This window comes from Streptomyces sp. NPDC050508 (assembly GCF_040655155.1).
Taxonomy (GTDB): domain Bacteria; phylum Actinomycetota; class Actinomycetes; order Streptomycetales; family Streptomycetaceae; genus Streptomyces.
Genome location: NZ_JBFAJJ010000021.1, coordinates 72405 through 91586 on the forward strand (window position 1 = coordinate 72405; position 19182 = coordinate 91586).

Here is a 19182-nt window from a genome sequence, read left to right on the forward strand (position 1 = left end):
CGGGTTCCGGAGGCGGTCGATCCGTCGGTCCCGACGCCCGCCGGGGCGGCTGCCGCCCCGGCGGCGGGAGTTCGGCCCACGGCAGGGGTCGTGACGGCCCGGCCTTGGTCAACACGGCAGGGGTCGTGACGGCCCGGCCTTGGTCAACACGGCAGGGGTCGTGACGGCTCGGCCTTGGTTAACCTGCACGGGTGACCACCGATCTGACCTTGCTGCCGCGCGTCGCCCATCACGGGCAGGAAGTCACCGCGCCCCGGCTCCGCGGCCTCCTCGCGCTGCTCGCCGGTGACCTGCGCACGGGCTGCAGCACCGAGCGGCTGGTGGCGGGGCTGTGGCCGGACGAGTTGCCGGAACGGCCGGGCAAGGCCGTCCAGGTCCTCGTGTCCAGGGCGCGGTCACAACTCGGCGCCGACGTCATCGCCAGCACGCCCACCGGCTACCGGCTCACCCTCGCCGAGAACCAGGTCGACAGCTCCGCGCTGCTGCTGCACGCCGCCACGAGCGCGGACCGCGCCAGGGCCGGGGACCACGCGGGAGCGCTGGCCGCGGCCGAGTCCGGGCTCGCGCTGTGGGAGGGCACGCCTGACGGGGACGCCGACAGCGACGACCCGGTGACCGCGCTGCGCGCCGAGCGCGCCCCCGTCCACGGCACGCTCGTCCGCGCGCAGGCGCTCGCGCTCGCCCGGCTGGGGCGGCACGCGGAGGCGGCGGGCCCGCTGGCCGTGGCCGCCGCTGAGCATCCGCGCGACGAGGAGGTGCTCGCCGAACTGCTGCGCGGCGAGGCGGCGTCGACGGGTCCGTCCGCCGCGCTGATGCGGTACGAGGAGTACCGCAGGGAACTCCGCGACGACCTCGGCACGGACCCGGGCGCCGGACTCAAGGCCGTACAACAGGAACTGCTGCGCGGTGAGGCGCCCGTGGTCAGGCACGGGGTGCCGCACGAGCCGAACCCGCTGCTCGGCCGGGACGAGGACATCGCGGCGGTGGAGCAGTCGCTGCGCACCTCCCGCGCCGTCACCGTCGTCGGACCCGGCGGCCTGGGCAAGACCCGGCTCGCGCACGCCGTCAGCCGCCGGGCCGAGCAGCGCGTGGTGTACTTCGTGCCGCTCGCAGGCGTCACGGCGGACGAGGACGTCGCCGCCGAGGTGGCCTCCGCGCTCGGCGCGGGCGGCATGAGCGGGCCCGCCGCCGGCGATCCGGTGGCCGGCATCCTCGGCGTCCTCGGCACCGGGCCCGCGCTGCTGGTTCTCGACAACTGCGAGCAGATCGTCCGGGGCGCCTCCGGCCTCGTACAGGCCCTCGTCTCGTCCTCGAAGGACCTGCGGGTCCTCGCCACCAGCCGCGCCCCGCTGGGCCTGACCTCGGAGGCGGTGTACGCGCTCCCGGAGCTGGGACTCGCCACCTCCGTCGAACTGTTCACCCAGCGGGCGCGCGCCGCCAGGCCCGGTGTCGAGCTGCCGTCGGACGCGGTGACCGAGCTGTGCCGTCACCTCGACGGGCTGCCGCTCGCCGTGGAGTTGGCCGCGGCGCGGGTGCGGGTCCTCTCGGTGCCGGACATAGCGCGGCGTCTCGGTGACCGGTTCGCGCTGCTGCGCGGTGGCGCACGGGACGCACCCGAGCGGCACCGCACGCTGCACGCGGTCGTGGAGTGGAGCTGGAACCTCCTCGCGGAGGACGCCCGGGCCGCGCTGCGCACCCTCTCCGTCTTCCCCGGCGGCTTCCTCGCCGAGGCGGCGGAGCAAGTCCTCGGCGAGGAAGCGCTGTTCCTCCTGGAGCAACTGGCCGACCAGTCCCTGCTCACCGTCGCCGACACCCCGGCCGGTGTACGGTTCCGCATGCTGGAGACCGTACGGGAGTTCAGCGCCGCCCGGCGCACCGAGGCGGGCGAGGACGAGGCGGCCGTAGACCAATTCCTGCTCTGGGCACGGGACTTCGGGGTCGCGTACCACGACTGGTTCTTCGGCTCGGAGCCGCGCGCCGCCTGGGAGCGGATCAGGGGCGAGCAGGACAACCTCGTGCTGGCACTGCGGTACGCCCTGGCCCGTACGGACTGTCCCACCATCGCCGCCCTCACCGCGGTCCTCGCCGCCCTGTGGTCGACCGGCTCCAGCTACCCCCGCCTCACCGCACTCGCCGCGGACACCGGCCCGCCGCTGTCGCACTACCACCCCGAGCCCGAGTACGTCGAAGTCGCCCGCGCCGCCGCGGTGTTGTGCACGGCGAGCCTCTTCATGGGCTTCGGCCCGCAGGTCGTACGCCAGCTCGTCACCCTCCGGCGGCTGCCCCCGGCACCGCCGGACACCCTGCTGCGCGCCATCTCGGCCGTGCTGGGCGCGGTCCCCGAGATGCTGCCCCCGGACTACGACGTGCTGGGCGAACTCTGCGACAGCGAGCGGCCGTTGCTCGCCGGCATCGCCGAGTGCGTCGCCACCTATGTGTGGGAGTACGAGCACGACATCGACCGCTCGCTCGCCTCCGCCCGGCGCAGCATCACGGCACTGGCGCCGATCGACCACCCCTTCCTCCAGGTCCTCGGGCACGCCCGGCTGAGCGAGCTGTGCCTGCAGACGGAGCAGGGCGAGGCCGCGTACGAGAGTCTCAGGGCGGCGCTCGCGGCGTTGCCGCGCCTCGGTGACGAGCACGACTCCATCGGCGTCCGCTGGGGCCTCGTCCTGGCCTGTTTGCAGCGCGGCGAACCCGACGAGGCCGAGTACTGGCTGCGGCAGGCGGAGGAGCGCAACCCCGCGCACAAGGACGACGTCTACAGCCCCGACTTCGGCGGCCGTGCCGAGATCGCGCTCGCCCGCGGGCTGACGGAGGTCGGGCTCGGCCTGTGGCGCCGCAACGTGGAGGCGATCCCGCAGGCCGACTCGGTACAGAGCGACGACCCCTTCTTCGACCGGTGGCTGCTGCAGGTCCAGTCGGCGGCGGTGACGGCACATGCGCACGCCGACCGGCTCGGGCTCGTCACGGATGTGGTCGACCGGTTGCGGCAGCGGCTGCGCACCCTGCTCGCGGGACCCGCCCGCTCGCCCATGGAACTCCCCGTGTTCGGGACGGGGTTGCACGCCCTCGGCATGGCCGGGATCGTCTCCGGCGACGCCTCCGCCGTACGGATGGTCGCGCTCGCCGAACGGCTGCGGGTGCTGCGCGACTTCCAGCCCACCATGTCGGCGGACCGCGCCCGGCAGGCGGCCCAGGACGCCGACCGGGCGGCGTACGCCGACGCGGTGTCGGAGTATGCCGCCCTGGAGCGGGACGAGCTGCGGGAGGCGGCCCGCGCTGTCATGTCGGTTACTTCGGGTCGCGGTTGAACTGTGCCGTCGACCAGCGGTAGCCGAGCACGGTGAGCCCGACGCACCAGGCGAGCGCGATCCACCCGTTGTCGCCGATCCCGGTGCCCAGGAGCAGGCCGCGCAGGGTCTCGATGGTCGGGGTGAAGGGCTGGTACTCGGCGATCGGCTGGAACCAGCCCGGCATCGTGTCGGCCGGGGTGAAGGCGCTGGAGATGAGCGGCAGGAGGATCAGCGGTGTCGCCATGTTGCTGGCCGCCTCGGGGTTGGGGCTGGCCATGCCCATCCCGACCGCGATCCAGGTGAGCGCCAGGGCGAACAGCGCGAGCAGCCCGAAGGCCGCCAGCCACTCCAGGACCGTGGCGTCCGTGGACCGGAAACCGATGGCCACGGCGACGGCACCGACGAGGACCAGACTGGCGAGCACCTGCAGCACACTGCCGACGACGTGCCCGATGAGTACGGAGCCGCGGTAGACCGCCATCGTGCGGAAGCGGGCCATGAGCCCCTCGTTCATGTCCATGGAGACGGAGATCGCGGCTCCGATCACGGTGCTGCCGATGGTCATCACCAGGAGGCCCGGGACGAGATAGGCGATGTAGTCGGAGCGGTCGGCGCCGCCGCCACCGATGCCCGTGCTCATCACGCTGCCGAAGACGTAGACGAAGAGCAGCAGCAGCATGATCGGGGTGAGCAGCAGGTTCAGGGTCATCGACGGGTAGCGCCGGACGTGCAGCAGGTTGCGGCGCAGCATCGTGGACGAGTCGCGCAGGGCGAGGGCGAGGGTGCTCATCGGGCGTTCTCCTTCGACTGGTGGGGGACCTTGCTGTCGCCGGTCAGGGCGAAGAACACGTCGTCGAGGTCGGGGGTGTGCACGGTCAGCTCGTCGGCCTCGATGCCGGAGGCGTCCAGCCAGTCGAGGACGGCGCGCAGCTCGCGCTGGCTGCCGTCGCTGGGGATCTGCAGTGACAGCGCCTCGTCGTCGCGGGTGACCTCGCGCAGGGCGACGGCGGCGGCCTGGTAGGCGTCCGGGTCGGTGAACCGCAGCCGCACGTGTCCGCCCGGGACGAGCCGCTTCAGCTCGTCGGCGCTGCCCTCGGCGGCGATCCTGCCGTCGCTCAACACCGCGATCCGGTCGGCGAGTTCGTCGGCCTCGTCCAGGTACTGGGTGGTGAGGAAGACGGTGACGCCGTCGGCGACCAGCTCGCGGATGATCCCCCACATGGTGTGGCGGGAGCGCGGGTCGAGGCCGGTGGTCGGCTCGTCGAGGAAGATGATCCGCGGGCTGCCGACCAGCGTCATGGCGATGTCGAGGCGGCGCTTCATGCCGCCGGAGTAGGTGGAGGCGGGCTTCTTCGCGGCCTCGGTGAGGTCGAAGCGCTCCAGGAGTTCGGCGGCGACCCGGCGCCCCTCGCCGCGGGGGAGGTGGTGCAGGTCGGCCATGAGGAGCATGTTCTCCTCGCCGGTGATCAGGCCGTCGACGGCGGAGAACTGCCCGGTGACACCGATCGTGGCCCGCACGGCCTGCGGGTCGACCGCCAGGTCGTGACCGCCGACGTGCAGGTCACCGGCGTCGGCGGTGATGAGGGTGGAGAGGATCTTGACGGCGGTCGTCTTGCCGGCGCCGTTCGGTCCGAGCAGGGCGAAGACCGTGCCGGCCGGTACCGCCAGGTCGATGCCGTCGAGGACCGTCTTGTCCCCGTAGGCCTTGCGCAGCCCCTTGGCCGCGATGCCGAGTGAGTGCGATGTCGTTGTCGTCATGCCGCAGAGCTTGCGGCGGGCCGCATTCAGCGCGGTTTCACGACGGTTTCAGTGCCCTGGAACCGCTCGGGCACGAGCGGTGTAAAGGCGTGGTCCGCTTGTAAATCATCTTGTCATGGACCTGCGATCCGATGGGTGGATCGCGGTCTCATGGAGGTGTTGGATGCACCGCAGACTCGCCACCGGTCTCGCCGCCTCGACTCTGGCCCTGGCAGCCGTCGTCGCCACCGCGACAGCCGCCACCGCCGCTCCCGCCGACAAGTCCCAGGTCCTAGGCCGTGTCCGCAAAATCCCTCCCCCACTGTCTTAAAGGCGTGGGAGGTGCCCCCAGCCCCGAGACGCCCGGCACGCACTCTCGCCGCACCGGGCGAAAGCCCAAGTACGTCCAGTACGAGGGCTTCCGCCCGGCACTCCCCCAGCCTCCGGCCGGGGGGACCCCCAGAGCACGCACCGGACGCCGCGGGGCCCGCCCTTCGGGCGGACGACGGGACTTTGCGGACACGACCTAGCGAGCTGGACCCGGACCAGCGCGTCGAGCTACAAGCTCTGGGCGGCGGCCCGCGCCGACAAAGTCGCCTGGTCCGCCTACGGGTTCAACTGGTCCACCGACTACTGCTCCGACTCGCCCGACAAGCCCTTCGGCTTCCCCTTCGCCACGTCCTGCGCCCGCCACGACTTCGGCTACCGCAACTACAAGACGGCCGGCGCCTTCAGCGCCAACAAGTCCCGGATCGACAGCGCCTTCTACGAAGACCTCAAGCGGGTCTGCGCCGTCTACCACGGCGCCACCAGGACCGCCTGCAACAGCACGGCGTGGACGTACTACCAGGCCGTCAAGGCCTTCGGCTGACGGACGGTCGACCGATGAGTTCCGGCGGCGCGGGAGGTCTACCCGGCATGAGCGACAAACTCATCTCCGGAATGTCCATGTCCCTGGACGGCTTCATCACCGCCCCGGACGACACCCGCGCCCATCCGCTGGGCGTCGGCGGCGAACGCCTGCACCGATGGGTCCGGGAAATGGCCGACGCCGACGCCCGGGTCCTCGCCGAGATGGCCGATGGCATCGGCGCCGTTCTCATGGGCCGGCACTCCTACGACGTGTGCGAAGGCGAGGGTGGCTGGGGCGACGGAGGGCCCGTGGGGAAGGTTCCCTGTGTCGTGCTCACCCACCGCGCTCCTGATCCGGCGGACGTCGTCGCCCCCGACGTGTTCACCTTCGTCACCGACGGCATCGAGTCCGCGGTGGCCCGCGCCAAGGCGGTCGCCGCCGGCGGGGACGTCGGGGTCCACGGCGCGAGCGTCGCCCAACAGGCCCTGAACGTCGGGCTGTTGGACGAGGTGCACATCATGCTCGTCCCCGTGGTGCTGGGCGCGGGCAAGCGGCTCTTCGACCACCTCGGCGGTCCCGTCGAACTCCGCAGGCTCTGGACGCGCGAGTCGCCGGACATCACCCACCTGCGCTTCGAAGTCCTGACCAAGCACTGATCGGGCTCCCGGCGCAGACTGGTGCGGGCCCCGCCGTCACACCGCGACGACCCGGACCCCCGCCTCCTCGAACCGCCGCACCATGTCCGCCCCCACCGCCGTGTCCGTCACCAGCGTGTTCACCGCCTGGGCCGAGCAGATCCGGGCGAACGCCCGCTGGCCGAGCTTGCTGGAGTCCGCCGCGACGATCACGCGCTCGGCGCGCTCGCACAGCAGCCGGTTGATGGCGGCTTCCGCCTCGTCGTGGGCCGCCGCGCCGTGCGTCACGTCGAAGGCGACCACGCCGAGCACCGCCACATCGACGGTGATCTGCGAGAGCACTCCGTCCGCGAGGGGCCCGACGAGTTCGTACGACTGTGGGCGCGCGACCCCACCGGTCAGCACGATCTTGAACTGGGGCCGTACGGCAAGCTCGTTGGCGATGTTGAGCGCGTTGGTCACGACGGTCAGCGCGGGCGTCCCGGACGTCAGGTCGCTGCGCACGGCCAGGGCGCGGGCCACCTCCGTGGTCGTCGTACCGCCGGTCAGCCCCACCGCCTCGCCGGGCGCGACGAGTTCGGCCACCGCCTTGGCGATGCGCTGCTTCTCGGAGGCGTGCCGGGCGGTCTCGTAGCGCAACGGCAGTTCGTACGACACCCCGTGCACGACGGCGCCGCCCCGGGTGCGCACCAGCATCTGCTGTTCGGCGAGTTGGTCGAAGTCGCGGCGGATCGTCGCGGCGGAGACCGCGAGGTCGGCAGCCGCCTCCTCGACGTCGAGCCGACCGCGCTCGACGAGCAGATCCAGCAGCACCTTCCAGCGGGCGTCGCGCGACATCCGCACTCTCCGTTCCTCGATTCCCCGGCGACCCTAGCGCACACCCTCTCGGCTGGAATGCTTGATTGTGCTCGAAAGCTCGCTATATCTTGCAGGAACAAGCATCAACGGGGAGGGCGGTACGGCATGACCTATGTCGAGGACGAGCTGAACAGCCAGCCGGAGTGCTGGACACGCGCCGCGTCGGAGGCACCGGGGCACCGGGACGCGCTGCCGACGCCGGGGGAGCGGGTCGCGATCGTCGGCTGCGGCACCTCGTACTTCATGGCCCAGGCCGTCGCCGCCCTGCGCGAGGGAGCAGGCCAGGGCGAGACCGACGCCTTCGCCGCCTCGGAGTTCCCGCACGGGCGGGCGTACGACCGGGTCCTCGCCCTCACCCGCTCCGGCACCACCACCGAAGTGCTGGAACTCCTCGGGGAGTTGAAGGGGCGTACCCGTACCACCGCGATCACCGCCGACCCGCACACCCCCGTCATGACGGCCGCCGACGAGGTCGTCGTGCTCGACTTCGCCGACGAACGGTCCGTGGTGCAGACCCGGTTCGCGACCACCGCCCTCACCCTGCTCCGCGCCCACCTGGGCCTGCACACCGATGCCGTGGTCGCCGACGCCCGCACCGCGCTCGCCGCCGAACTGCCCCAACAACTCATCGCCTGCACGCAGTTCACCTTCCTCGGCCGCGGCTGGACGGTGGGCCTCGCCAACGAGGCCGGGCTGAAGATGCGCGAGGCCTCGCTGTCCTGGACCGAGGCCTACCCGGCGATGGAGTACCGACACGGCCCGATCAGCATCACCACCCACGGCACCGCCACCTGGATGCTCGGCGAGGCACCCGAGGGACTCGCCCAACAGGTGGGCGCCACCGGCGGGTTGTGGATCGAGGGCGGCCTCGACCCGCTCGCCGAACTCGTCCACGCCCAGCGCCTCGCGGTCGCCGTCGCCGCATACCGCGACCTCGACCCCGACCGCCCGCGCCACCTCACCCGCTCGGTGATCCTCGCCCCCTGAAGCCCGGAACTCCAGGCCAGGAAAGGAAAGACCGTGCCCCTCGTCACCACCGGCGAGCTCATCACCCGCGCCGCCACCGCCCGCTCCGCGCTCGCCGCCTTCAACATCATCACGCTGGAACACGTCGAGGCCGTCATCGCCGGAGCCGAGTCCGCAGACGCCGCCGTCGTCCTCCAAGTCAGTGAGAACGCCGTGAAGTTCCGCTACGGCCGCCTCCTCCCGCTCGCCCGCGCGGCCGTCGCCGCCGCCGAACGGGCCGCCGTACCCGTCGCGTTGCACCTCGACCACGTCCAGAGCGACGACCTGCTGCGGCAGGCGCACAGCGCCGGGTTCAGCTCCGTCATGTACGACGCGGCCCGCCTGCCCTACGCCGAGAACCTCGCCGCGACCCGCGCCGCCGCCGACTGGGCACATGCCCAAGGGCTGTGGATCGAGGCCGAGTTGGGAGAGGTCGGCGGCAAGAACGGCGAACCGCCGCTCGACGCCCACGCACCCGGCGCCCGCACCGACCCCGCCCAGGCCCGCGCGTTTGTCGCCGCCTCCGGGGTGGACGCACTCGCCGTGGCCATCGGCAGTTCGCACGCCATGACCACCCGTACGGCCACCCTCGACCACGACCTCCTCAAGCGGCTCGCCGCCACTCTGGACGTCCCCCTCGTCCTGCACGGCTCCTCAGGAGTGCCCGACGACGAACTGACCGCGGCCGTCACCGGCGGCATCACCAAGGTCAACGTGGGCACAGCCCTCAACCAGGCGATGACCGGCGCGATCCGCACCTTCCTCGCCGAACACCCCGAGGCGGTCGACTCCCGCAAGTACCTGAGCGTGGGACGGGAGGCGATGGCGGGGGCGGTGGCCCGGATCATCGGCGTGCTCGCGGGAGGCGGTGGGGTTACCGCTTGACGGCCTTCAGGACCACGAACTTTGCGTCGCTGGCCACCAGTTGACTGTTGCCGAAGAGCCGCTTCAGCTTCACGTGGTAGGCGAGATGCCGGTTGCCGACCACGTGCAGTTCGCCGCCCGGCCGCAGTGCGCGCCGCGCGTCGGTGAACATCCGCCAGGCCGTCGCGTCGGTCGTCGCCTGGTGGGAGTGGAACGGGGGATTGTTGAGCACGAGGCCGACGCTGTCGGCCGGAACTCCGGCGAGCCCGTCCCCGACCCTGAACTCGGCAGGGCCCGGAACGCCGTTCGCCTTGAAGGTGGCCTCCGCCGAGGCCACGGCCTGGAACGACTCGTCCACGAACAGGACTTCGGCCTCCGGATCGGCCAGCGACACCGCCGTACCGACGACACCGTTGCCGCACCCGAGGTCAACCACCCTGCCGAGCCCACGACTTGAGGGCAGGTGCTGGAGGAAGAAACGGGTGCCGATGTCGAGACGTTCCGCACAGAACACGCCCGCGTGGTTGACCACGGTCCGCCCCGAGACCACGCCGATGCCGTCGGGCAGGGCGTAGCTGTGCGGCCAGGGGTTGGTGGCACGTGCCGACGACCGTGGCGTGCAGTGGATCAGCCGCGCCTTCTTCTCGGCCAGTGAGGTCCGGGTCGGGCCGAGGATCCGCTCGAACAGCTTCAGCGTCGAGGTGTGGATCTCCTTCACCATGCCGGTACCGACGACGACCGTGTCGGCGTGCACCGCGGGCGCCAGCCGCAGCAATTGGTCCTCCAGCAGTGCGAGGCTCTTGGGCACCCGGACCAGCAGCACGTCGACGCGCTCGGGCGGCGGGTCCTGGGTGGTGAGCAGTCGTACGGAATCCGCGTCGACCTCGTTGCGAGCGAGGTTCGCCCTCGTCGCTTCCTGGGTGAGGAACGAGTCCGTGATCTGCACCGGGCTGTGCTCCGCGAGCGCCGTGGCCAGGGCGCCCCAGCGGTCGCCCACGATCACGACCGTGCCGGACAGCGGGGTGTCCTGTTCCGCGAGCTGCCGCAGAAGGTATTCGTCGGAGGCGTCCCAGGCGCGCAGCCGGTCGCGCGGGTCCTCGGGGAAGCGGGCCAGGGCGCAGGCGCCCCACGGAGTCGTCATGCGGTCGATATGGTCGTCCATCGTGCGCCAAGGCTAACCGAGTGCCAGCTCATGGCCGGTCGGGGCAGGATGGGGCCATGGACGCCGAGCTGTTTCCGAGGGTTCGTACGGAGATCGCGCCGGGCGCGGTGCACGTGCCTGACTGGCTCTCCCCGGACCGCCAGCGCGACCTCCTGACGGCCTGCCGTGAGTGGACCCGGCCCCCGGCCGGCCTGCGCACGGTCCGCACCCCCGGCGGCGGCACGATGACCGCCCGGCAGGTGTGCCTGGGCTGGCACTGGCACCCGTACGCCTACTCCCGCACGGTGACCGACGGCGACGGCACCCCGGTGAAACCCTTCCCGACCTGGCTCGACGACTTGGGCCGGCGGGCGGTCACCGACACAGTGGGGGCGCCGACGGCGTCGTACGACATCGCACTGATCAATTTCTACGACGGCGACGCCCGCATGGGCATGCACCGCGACAGCGACGAACAGTCCGACGCCCCCGTGGTGTCGCTCAGCCTCGGCGACACCTGCGTCTTCCGCTTCGGCAACACGGAGACCCGTACCAAGCCGTACACGGACGTCGAGTTGAGGAGCGGCGACCTGTTCGTGTTCGGGGGGCCGTCGCGGCTGGCGTATCACGGGGTGCCGCGGGTGTACGAGGGGACGGGGCCGGGGGAGTTGGGGCTGAGGGGGAGGCTGAACGTGACGCTGAGAGTGAGTGGCTTCTGAACGGGAGGGTGCGTTTCGAAGGGGCGCGGGGCTGTATCGATATGCGGCTCCGCCGCGTGGGCGTGACCAGCCCCCACCGGCCCGCACTGTGAACACGACCCGCACACCTCGTCGCCACTCCTGCGGATCATGGGAGACTCGCCCTCATGAGCGGCAAGGCGGACCCCCGGCCGGCGGGGGATGGGACCACCTCAAGGGCGCGACTGGACCGGGGCCGCGGAGCGCTCGGCCCCGCGCTGGAGCTCGTGCACACCGGCCGCGCCCCCACCCGAGCCGTACTCACCGCAGAACTCGGGGTGACCCGCGCGACGGCCGGCGCGGTAGCAGCCGAGCTGGAGGCGCTGGGGCTGATCAGGGTCGACGCCAGGCCCGGCGCCGCGGCCGGTTCGCAGGGACGCCCCTCGCACCGGCTCGCGCTGGCCGAGGACGGCCCCGTCGTGCTCGCCGCCCAGGTACACGCCGACGGCTTCCGCGCCGCCCTGGTCGGCCTCGGCGGGCAGATCGTGGCGACGGCTCCCGGCTGCGAGGCCGTGGACGCCGACCCCGCGAAGGTGCTGGGGTCGGTCGTCGAGGCCGGTGCCGATCTGCTGCGCGAGACCGGCCGGCGCTGCGTCGGCGCCGGGCTCGCCGTACCGTCCGCCGTGGCCGAGCCCGAGGGCCTGGCGCTCAACCCCCTCCACCTGGCCTGGCCCGCTGGCGCGCCCGTGCGGCGGATCTTCGCCGAGTGCGTGCGCGCGGCCGGCCTCACCGGACCGGCGTTCGCGGGCAACGACGTCAACCTCGCCGCGCTCGCCGAGCACCGGCACGGCGCGGGCCGCGGCGCCCGCGACCTGCTGTGCGTGGCGACCGGACACCGGGGTGTCGGCGGCGCGCTGGTGCTCGACGGGCGCCTGCACACCGGGAGTTCGGGGCTCGCGCTCGAAGTCGGGCACCTCACCGTCAACCCCGAGGGACGCCCCTGCTACTGCGGCAGCCGCGGCTGTCTCGACGTCGAGGCCGACCCGCTCGCGTTCCTCACCGCCGCCGGTCGTGAGCCCGGCCCCGAGGTGTCCCTGCTCCAGGAGTCCAACGAGCTGATCCGCCGCCACTACGACGACCCGTCCGTCCGGAAGGCCGCCGAAGCGCTCATCGACCGGCTCGGCCTTGGCCTCGCGGGCCTGGTGAACATCCTCAACCCCGACCGGATCATCCTCGGCGGACTGCACCGCACGCTCCTCGACGCCGACCCGGACCGGCTGCGCGCGGTCGTCGCCGACCGGAGCCTGTGGGGGCAGAGCGGGGGCGTGCCGATCCTCGCGTGCACCCTGGATCACAACAGCCTGGTCGGGGCAGCCGAGTTGGCGTGGCAGCCGGTCCTCGACGACCCGCTGGCGGCACTGTCCTGACAGTGGACGGTGTCGCCCGGCTGTCGCTCGGCAGACGTCGTGCAAAAGGTGTGTGGTGGGCCCGTTGGGTCCGTGACCCGAGTGGGTCTATCGTCGGAAACCTAAGGCCAGAGGATGGAGGCGGCCGGTGATGCCGCAGGACGAGCCCGTGATCGGATGCACGGGAGAGGTGATCATCGAAACCCGCGGGAGCGCGGGTCCCGGCGAGATCCTCGTGCGGGTCCGGGGCGGCTCCGAGACATTCCTGGCCTGGTCGGATGATCCCCTGCCCACGGGGGCCAGGGTGCTCGTGATCGAGTCCCGTGGACGTCGTGCTGTGCACGTCATCGAGTGGGCGGATCCATTGGACGCGCTGGGCGGCGAACCCGCCGGCGCAGAGTGAGGAGCAAGACATGTTCGGTTACCGCGTTCCCGCCCCCGATGAGGCGATGCTGATCTCGGGTGGCAGGCGGGGACTGGGGGGCGCGCCGTTCCGAGTGGTCACGGGGCACGGAAAGTTCGTGCTGCCGGTCTTCCGCAAGACCCGTTTTCTCACGCTGTCGATGTGCGAGGCCGAGGTCACCGAGACCTGCGTGACCCGGCAGGGCATCGCGCTGCACGTCCGCGCCGTGATCGCGTTCAAGGTCGGCAACGACACCGAGAGCATCATCAACGCGGGCCAGCGCTTCCTCTCCGACCAGGACCAGATGTCGGTGCTGACCGGCCGGATCTTCGCAGGTCACCTGCGGTCCATCATCGGCTCGATGACGGTCGAGGAGATCGTCACGGAGCGGCAGAAGCTCGCCGCCGAGGTCCTGGACACGTCAAAGGTCGAGATGGCCAAGATCGGTCTGATCGTGGACTCGCTGCAGATCCAGTCGATCGACGACGGCGAGGTCGGCTACATCGAGGCCATGTCCGCCCCGCACAAGGCGGCCATCCAGCGGCAGGCCCAGATCGCCCAGGCCCAGGCCACCCAGGCCTCCGTCGAGGCGGAGCAGGTCGCGGCCCGCAACCAGGCCGAGTACGCCCGGCAGACCGCGGTGGTCAAGGCGGAGTACTCGGCCGAGGTGGACCGCGCCCAGGCGCAGGCCGCGCAGGCCGGACCCCTCGCGCAGGCCCACGCCCAGCAGGAAGTGCTCGCCGCGCAGACCGAACTGGCCCAGCGTCAGGCCGAGTTGCGCCAGCAGCAGCTGGTCGCCGAGATCGTCAAGCCGGCCGAGGCCGAGGCCCAGCGGATCAAGCTGCTCGCCATCGCCGAGGCGGACCGCATGAAGATCCAGGCCGAGGCGGCGGCGTCGTACGACCGCGTCGCGCTCGACCGGATGCTGATCGACCAGCTTCCGCAGATCGTGAAGGAAGCGGCGGGAGGTCTTGCGGGGGCCAACGTCAACGTCCTCAACGGCGCGGACGGCCTCGGCGAGATCGCCGCGGGCCTGGTCTCGCAGGGGCTGACGATTCTGGACTCGGTGCGGGGGAACCTGAGTGGGTCGGACCCCGACGGGCGCCGTCCCGGCGACGAGGTCAAGAACCTGCTCCAGTTGCAGGCGAAGAAGGACGAGAAGAAGAACGACGGGCCGGTTGACCTGGACTGAGCGCTCCGCTGGACGTACCGGGAGGCGTCGTCGGTCCAGTGCGGCGCCATCGTGGCTGGTCGCGCAGTTCCCCGCGCCCCTTTCGGGGCGCTCCAGCACAGGCCGTTGCCCTACGGCGTCGTGAGGCTCCACAAGGCTGCCACCAGTGGGCGGCGTAGGTCCGTTCGGCGTACGCACAGGCCGATCGGGAACGGTTCCGGGGGTGGGTCCGCAGGGATCACCGCCAGCCGTTCCCGTACGGCGCTGTTCTCCAGCACCAGCCGGGGCACCACGCCCGTCCCGCAGCCCAGCGCGACCAGGGTCAACAACCCCTCGTGGCCGTCCGGTTCACAGGCCACGTCCGGTGTCGTGCCCCGGGCGCGGAACCAGCGGTCGGCCGCCTCGCGGACCAGCCCCCGGTGCGGGAGGACGAACGGGCCGTCGAGACCCGGGTCGGGACGGTCGCGGGCGGTGACCAGGACCAGTTCCGTCACCGCGACCGTCCGGCTCACCAACGGCTCCGGCAGCCGCGCCGGGATACCGGCCACCGCCACGTCCACCTCACCCTCGTCCAGGCGGGCCAGCGCCGCCGCCGCGTCGCCGGTGCGCAGATCGAGCCGTACCTGGGGATGCGCGGCCCGGAAGGGCGCCAACAGGTCGGGCAGCAGCGCCTGGCAGGCGGTCACCGTGGCGAACAGGGCCAGCCTGCCCGTGAGTTCGGCCGGGTCGGGATGCTCCTCGCGGTAGGCACGCCACAACTCCAGTGACTGGACGGCGTATTCACGGAAGCGGTGCCCCTCCGCCGTCAGCGAGACCCCGCGCGCCCCGCGGTCGAACAGCCGGTGTCCGAGGTCGGCCTCCAGTCGCTGCACGGTCCGCGTGAGCGTCGCCGGACTGACATGGCAGTCGAGACTCGTCCGCCCGAAGTTCAGCGTCTGCGCCAGATGCAGGAAAAGCCGTAGCTCCCGATGGTCGTCCCGCATACCGTGACCTGGCCCTTTCATTTCACGCAACAGCCCGCTGCACAGGTTGCGCTTGCCGCAACACTCGCCCGGAGCCTACAACTCCACCATGACCTCGACCACGTACACCTCCGCCGTCTTCACCCTCGAAACGATGGACGTGCCCGGCGGCACGGAGACCATCCTGCGCGGCGGCCGGCACCTCTTCCCGCTGCTGCCGCAGGCGTTCGCCGACGTCCGCCGCATCGGTGTCATCGGCTGGGGCCCGCAGGGCCGCGCCCAGGCCCGCAACCTGCGCGACTCCCTCGCCGGTACGGACATCCGGGTGAGCGTCGGCCTGCGCCCCGGCTCGGCATCCGCGGCCGACGCCCGCGCCCACGGCTTCACGGAGGAGAACGGCACGCTCGGCGACTGGCTCGCGGTCACCGCCGAGAGCGACCTGGTGATCCTGCTCATCGCGGACGCGGCCCTCGCCGCCCACCACGAGGAGATCTTCGCCGCCCTCAGGCCCGGCGCCACCATCGGCCGCTCGCACGGCTTCCTGCTCGGTCATCTCCGGGCCACCGGTGGGGAGTTCCCGCCCGGACACGGCGTGATCGCCGTCTGCCCCAAGGGCATGGGCGACTCCGTGCGCCGGCTCTACGAGCAGGGCGCCGAGATCAACGGCGCCGGAATCAACAGCAGTTACGCCGTCCACGCCGACCCCGACGGCAAGGCCACCGACCGCGCGCTCGGCTGGTCGGTCGCGCTCGGCTCGCCGTACACCTTCCGCACCACCCTGGAGAGCGAGTACCGCTCCGACATCGTCGGCGAACGCGCCATCCTGCTCGGCGCCGTCCACGGCATCGTCGAGAGCCTCTTCACGCGCTACCGCCTGGTCGGCGACGACGCGGTGACCGCCTACGAGCGCTCCTGCGAGAACGTCACCGGACCCATCGCCCGGACCATCTCCCACGCCGGACTCCGCGCCGTCCGCGAGGAGTTGGACCCGGCCGGACGGGAGGTCTTCGACCGCGCGTACTCGGCGACCTACGGTCCCGCCCGCGAGATCGTCGCCGAGATCTACGACGAGGTCGCCGACGGCACCGAGCTGCGCAGCGTCGTCCTCGCCGAACGGCGGCTCGGCGCACGGGAGATGAGCGGGATCGGCGGTTCCCCGATGTGGGCCGCGGGAGCGGAGGTGCGAGCGCGCCGGGCCGAACGGGCCCTGCCCGTCGAACCGTTCACCGCCGGAGTGTTCGTGGCGACGATGACCGCCCAGGTCGACGAGTTCGCCGAACGCGGCCACCCCTGGTCGGAGATCGTCAACGAGTCCGTCATCGAGGCGGTCGACTCCCTGCTGCCCTACATGCACGCACGGGACGTGGCCCACATGGTCGACAACTGCTCCCGCACGGCCCGCCTCGGCGCCCGCCGTTGGGGCCCGCGCTTCCAGGCGGCCTACGAGCAGATCGCGTACCCGATGTCCGAACTCCCGGCGAACGAGGCTCTGTTGACGGCATTCGACACCCACCCCATGCACGAGGCACTGGCCGCGGCGGCGAAACTGCGCCCCTCCGTGGACATCTCGGTGGCCTAGCTCAGCGGCTTGGCGACTTTCTGGACGGTGACGCCGTCGAGCGCGGCTGCGGCGGAACCCGTCCCCTGGGTTCCGCCTGCGTGCCTCCAGCGCTCCCGTGTTCTCTCAGCGCCACTCGACCGCGAACGCCCGCGCCGGGTTCTCCCTGAACATGCGCCCCACCAGTTCCTCCCCCAGTTCCACCGCAAGCCGCGGCCCCACCCGCCGCAGCAGATACGGCATCCCCGGGCCGCCGTCCACCGAGCGAGCCCCGGCGACGACCGTGTCCCCGCCGAGCAGCAGCCGGTCTCCGAAGCCGGCCTCGGCCAGGGCCCGGACCGCGTCCGGCATCCGCCAGTCCGTGGCGTGGTGGGCCCGGGACGGGCCGTCGAACGCCAGGTAGGCGCCCGCGTCGGCGGCCTGGCGTTGGACCACCGGGTCTGGGGAGCGGTTGAGGTGGCCGAGGATCACCCGCTGCGGTTCGACCCCCAACTCGCCGCACAGCAGGTCGAGTACGTCGAGGGCGCCCGTGCCCAGCTCCAGGTGGACGGCGATCGGCGCACCCGTCGCCCGATGGGCCTCGGCCGCGGCGGTCATCGTCCTGCGGGCGTGCGCGTCGAGGCCGTGGAAGCCGCCCGCGACCTTGATGATCCCCGCGCGGACACCGGACGGCCCGATGCCCTCCGTCAGCTCGGCGACGAAGACGTCGGCGAGCCTGCCGCGCAGACTCTCCAGCAACTCCGGCCTGTAGTGCGCCGCTTGGTGCAACCCGGTCGCGCAGACCACGTGCACCCCCGCCGCCCGGGACAGCAGCGGCAGATCGGCGACCCGCCGCCCCATCCCGTACGGCGTCCACTGCACGACGCTGCCCCCGCCGACGGAACGGAACGCGGTCAACTCGGCCCGCGCGGCCGAGGAGTCGCCCAGCTCCTGGCCGGGGAGCTGCGGGCTGCGCAGGAAGAGATGGTCGTGCGCGTCGCACACACCCAGATCCCCAGGGTCCACGTCCCCAAGCACCGTACGCACAACGGCACTTACCACTGCTGACCTCGCGGCAACCGTCCCCGTCCCGGCGCCGAAAGATGCAGCACCTGGAACACGTCGCCCACCGCCTTCGGCGTGTCGTGCTCCCAGAGGGAGAAGTGGACGACCTCCCAGCTGTGCGGGTCGACGGCCGCCGCCGCGAGCACCGCGCCGTCCTCCCCGGCCAGCCGCCGGGTCTCACCCACGGCGTCCTCCATGACCGCGGCCAACTCCACACCCTCCGCTATCCGTTGGCGCCGCCGCACGGCAACCGCGGCGGGTGAGCCCGCGGCACCGCCCTCCTCGTACGCGAGGCCGGTCCACCGCAACACCTCCGGTCGCCCGAAGTCGTTGACGAGCCCCTGGAAGGCGCCGCCCCAGAGGAAGCGGTTCATGCCCTCCACCATGTTCCACAGATAGAACGGCGCGTACTGGTTGACCGGCGAACCGTGCACCCCGCGCTCACGCAGCAGATAAGCCTTCAAACCGAGGCCGTCCCAGTCGTCGAGCAGATGCCCGACCCGCGCGACCCGTCCCCGGATGATGGTCATGTCGTAGTCCGCGGGAAGAGTGAGTCCGTACTGCATCGCGTGCATCAACTGCCTCCTCAAGTCGGGTAGTTCGCAGGGCCGACATGCTCGTACCAGCAGGCGGTCGTGCCGTCCTCGGCGGCCTCGACGACCGCGAGATGCGTCATGAACGTGCGCGGTGCGGCGCCGTGCCAGTGCCACTCGTCCGGTTCGATCCACACGGTGTCGCCCGCGCGGATCGGCTCGACGGCACCGCCCTTGCGCTGCACCAGACCCTCGCCCTCCGTCACGTGCAACACCTGGCCGTGCGGATGGGTGTGCCATGCCGTGTGCGCGCCCGGCGTGAAGTGCACGCTGAACACCCGTATCCGGGAAGGCGGTTCGGGCGCCGCGATCTCGTCGAGCCACACCGTGCCGGTGAAGTTCTCCGCCGGCCCCTGCCTCGTGTCGGGGTGCTTCCTGCTGATCTGCACGTGCCGGGACTCCTATCGGGGAGACATGGGGGAGAGAAGGGAGAGCAGTCCCCGAACGCCGGTGTCGAAGGCGGCCGGCGACCCGGACGCGCGGGCCAGCACGTACCCGCCCTGCACGGTCGCGAGGATCGTCGCCGCGATCTCCTCACCGTCCAGCTCCGGCCCGAACTGCCCCTGCTCCTTGCCCTCTTCGACGATTCCGGCGAGCCGCTCACGGATCGCGTCGAGCGTCTCGTCGACCGGCTCCCGCAGCTCGGCGCTGGCGATCACGTCCGGATCCATCGTCAACCGCCCGATCGGACACCCGCGCAACACGTCACGCTCGCGCCGCAGATACGCCTCGATCCGCTCGTACGGCGTGCCGGGCCCGTCGAGTACTCCCTCGGCGGTAGCCCGCAACTCCTCGGCCGTCCGCCGGATCGCCGCCAGCGCCAGCTCCGGCTTGCCCTTGAAGTGGTGGTACATGCTGCCCTGTCCGGCACCCGCGCGCTCCAGGATCGCCTTGGGGCTGGTGCCCACGTAACCGCGCTCCCACAGCAGCTCGCGGGTGGACTCGATCAGTCGCTCGGAGGTGCTCATACGAGGACTGT

Annotated in this window: 19 protein-coding genes and 1 pseudogene; 11 read left to right on the forward strand and 9 right to left on the reverse strand. The window is 71.8% G+C overall.

Annotated elements, in window-relative coordinates; all coding sequences use genetic code 11:
- Positions 1-191: 191 nt before the first annotated feature.
- The gene (locus tag AB0I69_RS40825; protein ID WP_363100849.1) at positions 192-3314 is read left to right on the forward strand and encodes a BTAD domain-containing putative transcriptional regulator; all 3123 of its coding nucleotides are present in this window, start codon (positions 192-194) and stop codon (positions 3312-3314) included.
- Here the strand turns inward: AB0I69_RS40825 and AB0I69_RS40830 are convergent.
- Both AB0I69_RS40830 and AB0I69_RS40835 read right to left on the reverse strand, forming a co-directional pair.
- Positions 3295-4086: an ABC transporter permease gene (locus AB0I69_RS40830; protein ID WP_363100850.1), complete on the reverse strand. Its 792-nt coding sequence runs from the start codon at positions 4084-4086 to the stop codon at positions 3295-3297. The genes AB0I69_RS40825 and AB0I69_RS40830 overlap by 20 nt on opposite strands.
- Entirely contained in the window at positions 4083-5054 is a 972-nt protein-coding gene (locus AB0I69_RS40835; protein ID WP_363100851.1) for an ATP-binding cassette domain-containing protein, read from the reverse strand. The genes AB0I69_RS40830 and AB0I69_RS40835 overlap by 4 nt, the downstream gene beginning before the upstream one ends.
- A 163-nt stretch (positions 5055-5217) precedes the next feature.
- Here AB0I69_RS40835 and AB0I69_RS40840 point away from each other — a divergent pair, with 163 nt between their 5' ends.
- The 3 genes and pseudogenes from AB0I69_RS40840 (at position 5218) to AB0I69_RS40850 (ending at position 6542) form a co-directional block, all read left to right on the forward strand.
- Positions 5218-5364 carry a hypothetical protein gene (locus AB0I69_RS40840; RefSeq protein ID WP_363100921.1) on the forward strand — a complete coding sequence of 49 codons (147 nt, stop codon included), beginning with the start codon at positions 5218-5220 and terminating at the stop codon, positions 5362-5364.
- Positions 5365-5559: 195 nt separating this feature from the next.
- Positions 5560-5904, forward strand: a pseudogene (locus AB0I69_RS40845) (phospholipase); the annotation flags it as partial.
- Positions 5905-5951: 47 nt separating this feature from the next.
- Positions 5952-6542, forward strand: a complete 591-nt coding sequence (locus AB0I69_RS40850) for a dihydrofolate reductase family protein (RefSeq protein WP_363100852.1) — start codon at positions 5952-5954, stop codon at positions 6540-6542.
- Between the two features lie 36 nt (positions 6543-6578).
- On the opposite strand, the gene AB0I69_RS40855 is transcribed toward AB0I69_RS40850, so the two are convergent.
- Positions 6579-7358 (reverse strand): DeoR/GlpR family DNA-binding transcription regulator, encoded by a 780-nt coding sequence (locus tag AB0I69_RS40855; protein ID WP_363100853.1) that lies wholly within the window; start codon positions 7356-7358, stop codon positions 6579-6581.
- Between the two features lie 126 nt (positions 7359-7484).
- On the opposite strand from AB0I69_RS40855, the gene AB0I69_RS40860 reads away from it, so the two are divergent.
- Entirely contained in the window at positions 7485-8366 is an 882-nt protein-coding gene (locus AB0I69_RS40860) for an SIS domain-containing protein (RefSeq protein WP_363100854.1), read from the forward strand.
- Between the two features lie 33 nt (positions 8367-8399).
- Positions 8400-9269, forward strand: coding sequence for a ketose-bisphosphate aldolase (locus AB0I69_RS40865; RefSeq protein WP_363100855.1), 870 nt, complete (start codon positions 8400-8402; stop codon positions 9267-9269).
- Here AB0I69_RS40865 and AB0I69_RS40870 read toward each other — a convergent pair.
- On the reverse strand, positions 9259-10389 hold the full coding sequence (locus AB0I69_RS40870; RefSeq protein ID WP_363100919.1) for a methyltransferase: 1131 nt from the start codon (positions 10387-10389) through the stop codon (positions 9259-9261). The genes AB0I69_RS40865 and AB0I69_RS40870 overlap by 11 nt on opposite strands.
- Before the next feature lie 77 nt (positions 10390-10466).
- On the opposite strand from AB0I69_RS40870, the gene AB0I69_RS40875 reads away from it, so the two are divergent.
- The 4 genes from AB0I69_RS40875 to AB0I69_RS40890 all read left to right on the forward strand — a co-directional run bounded on the left by AB0I69_RS40875 (position 10467) and on the right by AB0I69_RS40890 (position 14067).
- The gene (locus tag AB0I69_RS40875) at positions 10467-11108 is read left to right on the forward strand and encodes an alpha-ketoglutarate-dependent dioxygenase AlkB (protein ID WP_363100856.1); all 642 of its coding nucleotides are present in this window, start codon (positions 10467-10469) and stop codon (positions 11106-11108) included.
- Between the two features lie 146 nt (positions 11109-11254).
- Positions 11255-12493, forward strand: coding sequence for an ROK family protein (locus AB0I69_RS40880; protein ID WP_363100857.1), 1239 nt, complete (start codon positions 11255-11257; stop codon positions 12491-12493).
- A 130-nt stretch (positions 12494-12623) separates the two neighbouring features.
- The gene (locus AB0I69_RS40885) at positions 12624-12875 is read left to right on the forward strand and encodes a hypothetical protein (RefSeq protein ID WP_363100858.1); all 252 of its coding nucleotides are present in this window, start codon (positions 12624-12626) and stop codon (positions 12873-12875) included.
- Between the two features lie 10 nt (positions 12876-12885).
- Entirely contained in the window at positions 12886-14067 is a 1182-nt protein-coding gene (locus AB0I69_RS40890) for an SPFH domain-containing protein (protein ID WP_363100859.1), read from the forward strand.
- A gap of 110 nt (positions 14068-14177) precedes the next feature.
- On the opposite strand, the gene ilvY is transcribed toward AB0I69_RS40890, so the two are convergent.
- A complete protein-coding gene (gene ilvY, locus AB0I69_RS40895) occupies positions 14178-15029 on the reverse strand; it encodes an HTH-type transcriptional activator IlvY (protein WP_363100860.1) in 852 nt (283 codons plus the stop codon).
- 88 nt (positions 15030-15117) lie between these two features.
- Here ilvY and AB0I69_RS40900 point away from each other — a divergent pair, with 88 nt between their 5' ends.
- Positions 15118-16587, forward strand: a complete 1470-nt coding sequence (locus tag AB0I69_RS40900) for a ketol-acid reductoisomerase (RefSeq protein ID WP_363100861.1) — start codon at positions 15118-15120, stop codon at positions 16585-16587.
- 105 nt (positions 16588-16692) lie between these two features.
- On the opposite strand, the gene AB0I69_RS40905 is transcribed toward AB0I69_RS40900, so the two are convergent.
- Genes AB0I69_RS40905 through AB0I69_RS40920 form a run of 4 tightly spaced genes read right to left on the reverse strand, consistent with a single transcriptional unit; the run spans position 16693 to position 19171 of the window.
- Positions 16693-17607, reverse strand: coding sequence for a phosphotriesterase (locus AB0I69_RS40905; RefSeq protein ID WP_363100862.1), 915 nt, complete (start codon positions 17605-17607; stop codon positions 16693-16695).
- Positions 17601-18185 carry a DUF4865 family protein gene (locus tag AB0I69_RS40910; protein WP_363100863.1) on the reverse strand — a complete coding sequence of 195 codons (585 nt, stop codon included), beginning with the start codon at positions 18183-18185 and terminating at the stop codon, positions 17601-17603. Before AB0I69_RS40910 ends, AB0I69_RS40905 begins: the two co-directional genes overlap by 7 nt.
- An 11-nt stretch (positions 18186-18196) precedes the next feature.
- Complete coding sequence (locus tag AB0I69_RS40915; protein ID WP_363100864.1) at positions 18197-18592, reverse strand: cupin domain-containing protein; 396 nt, start codon at positions 18590-18592, stop codon at positions 18197-18199.
- 12 nt (positions 18593-18604) lie between these two features.
- Positions 18605-19171: a TetR/AcrR family transcriptional regulator gene (locus AB0I69_RS40920; RefSeq protein ID WP_363100865.1), complete on the reverse strand. Its 567-nt coding sequence runs from the start codon at positions 19169-19171 to the stop codon at positions 18605-18607.
- Between the last annotated feature and the right edge of the window lie 11 nt (positions 19172-19182).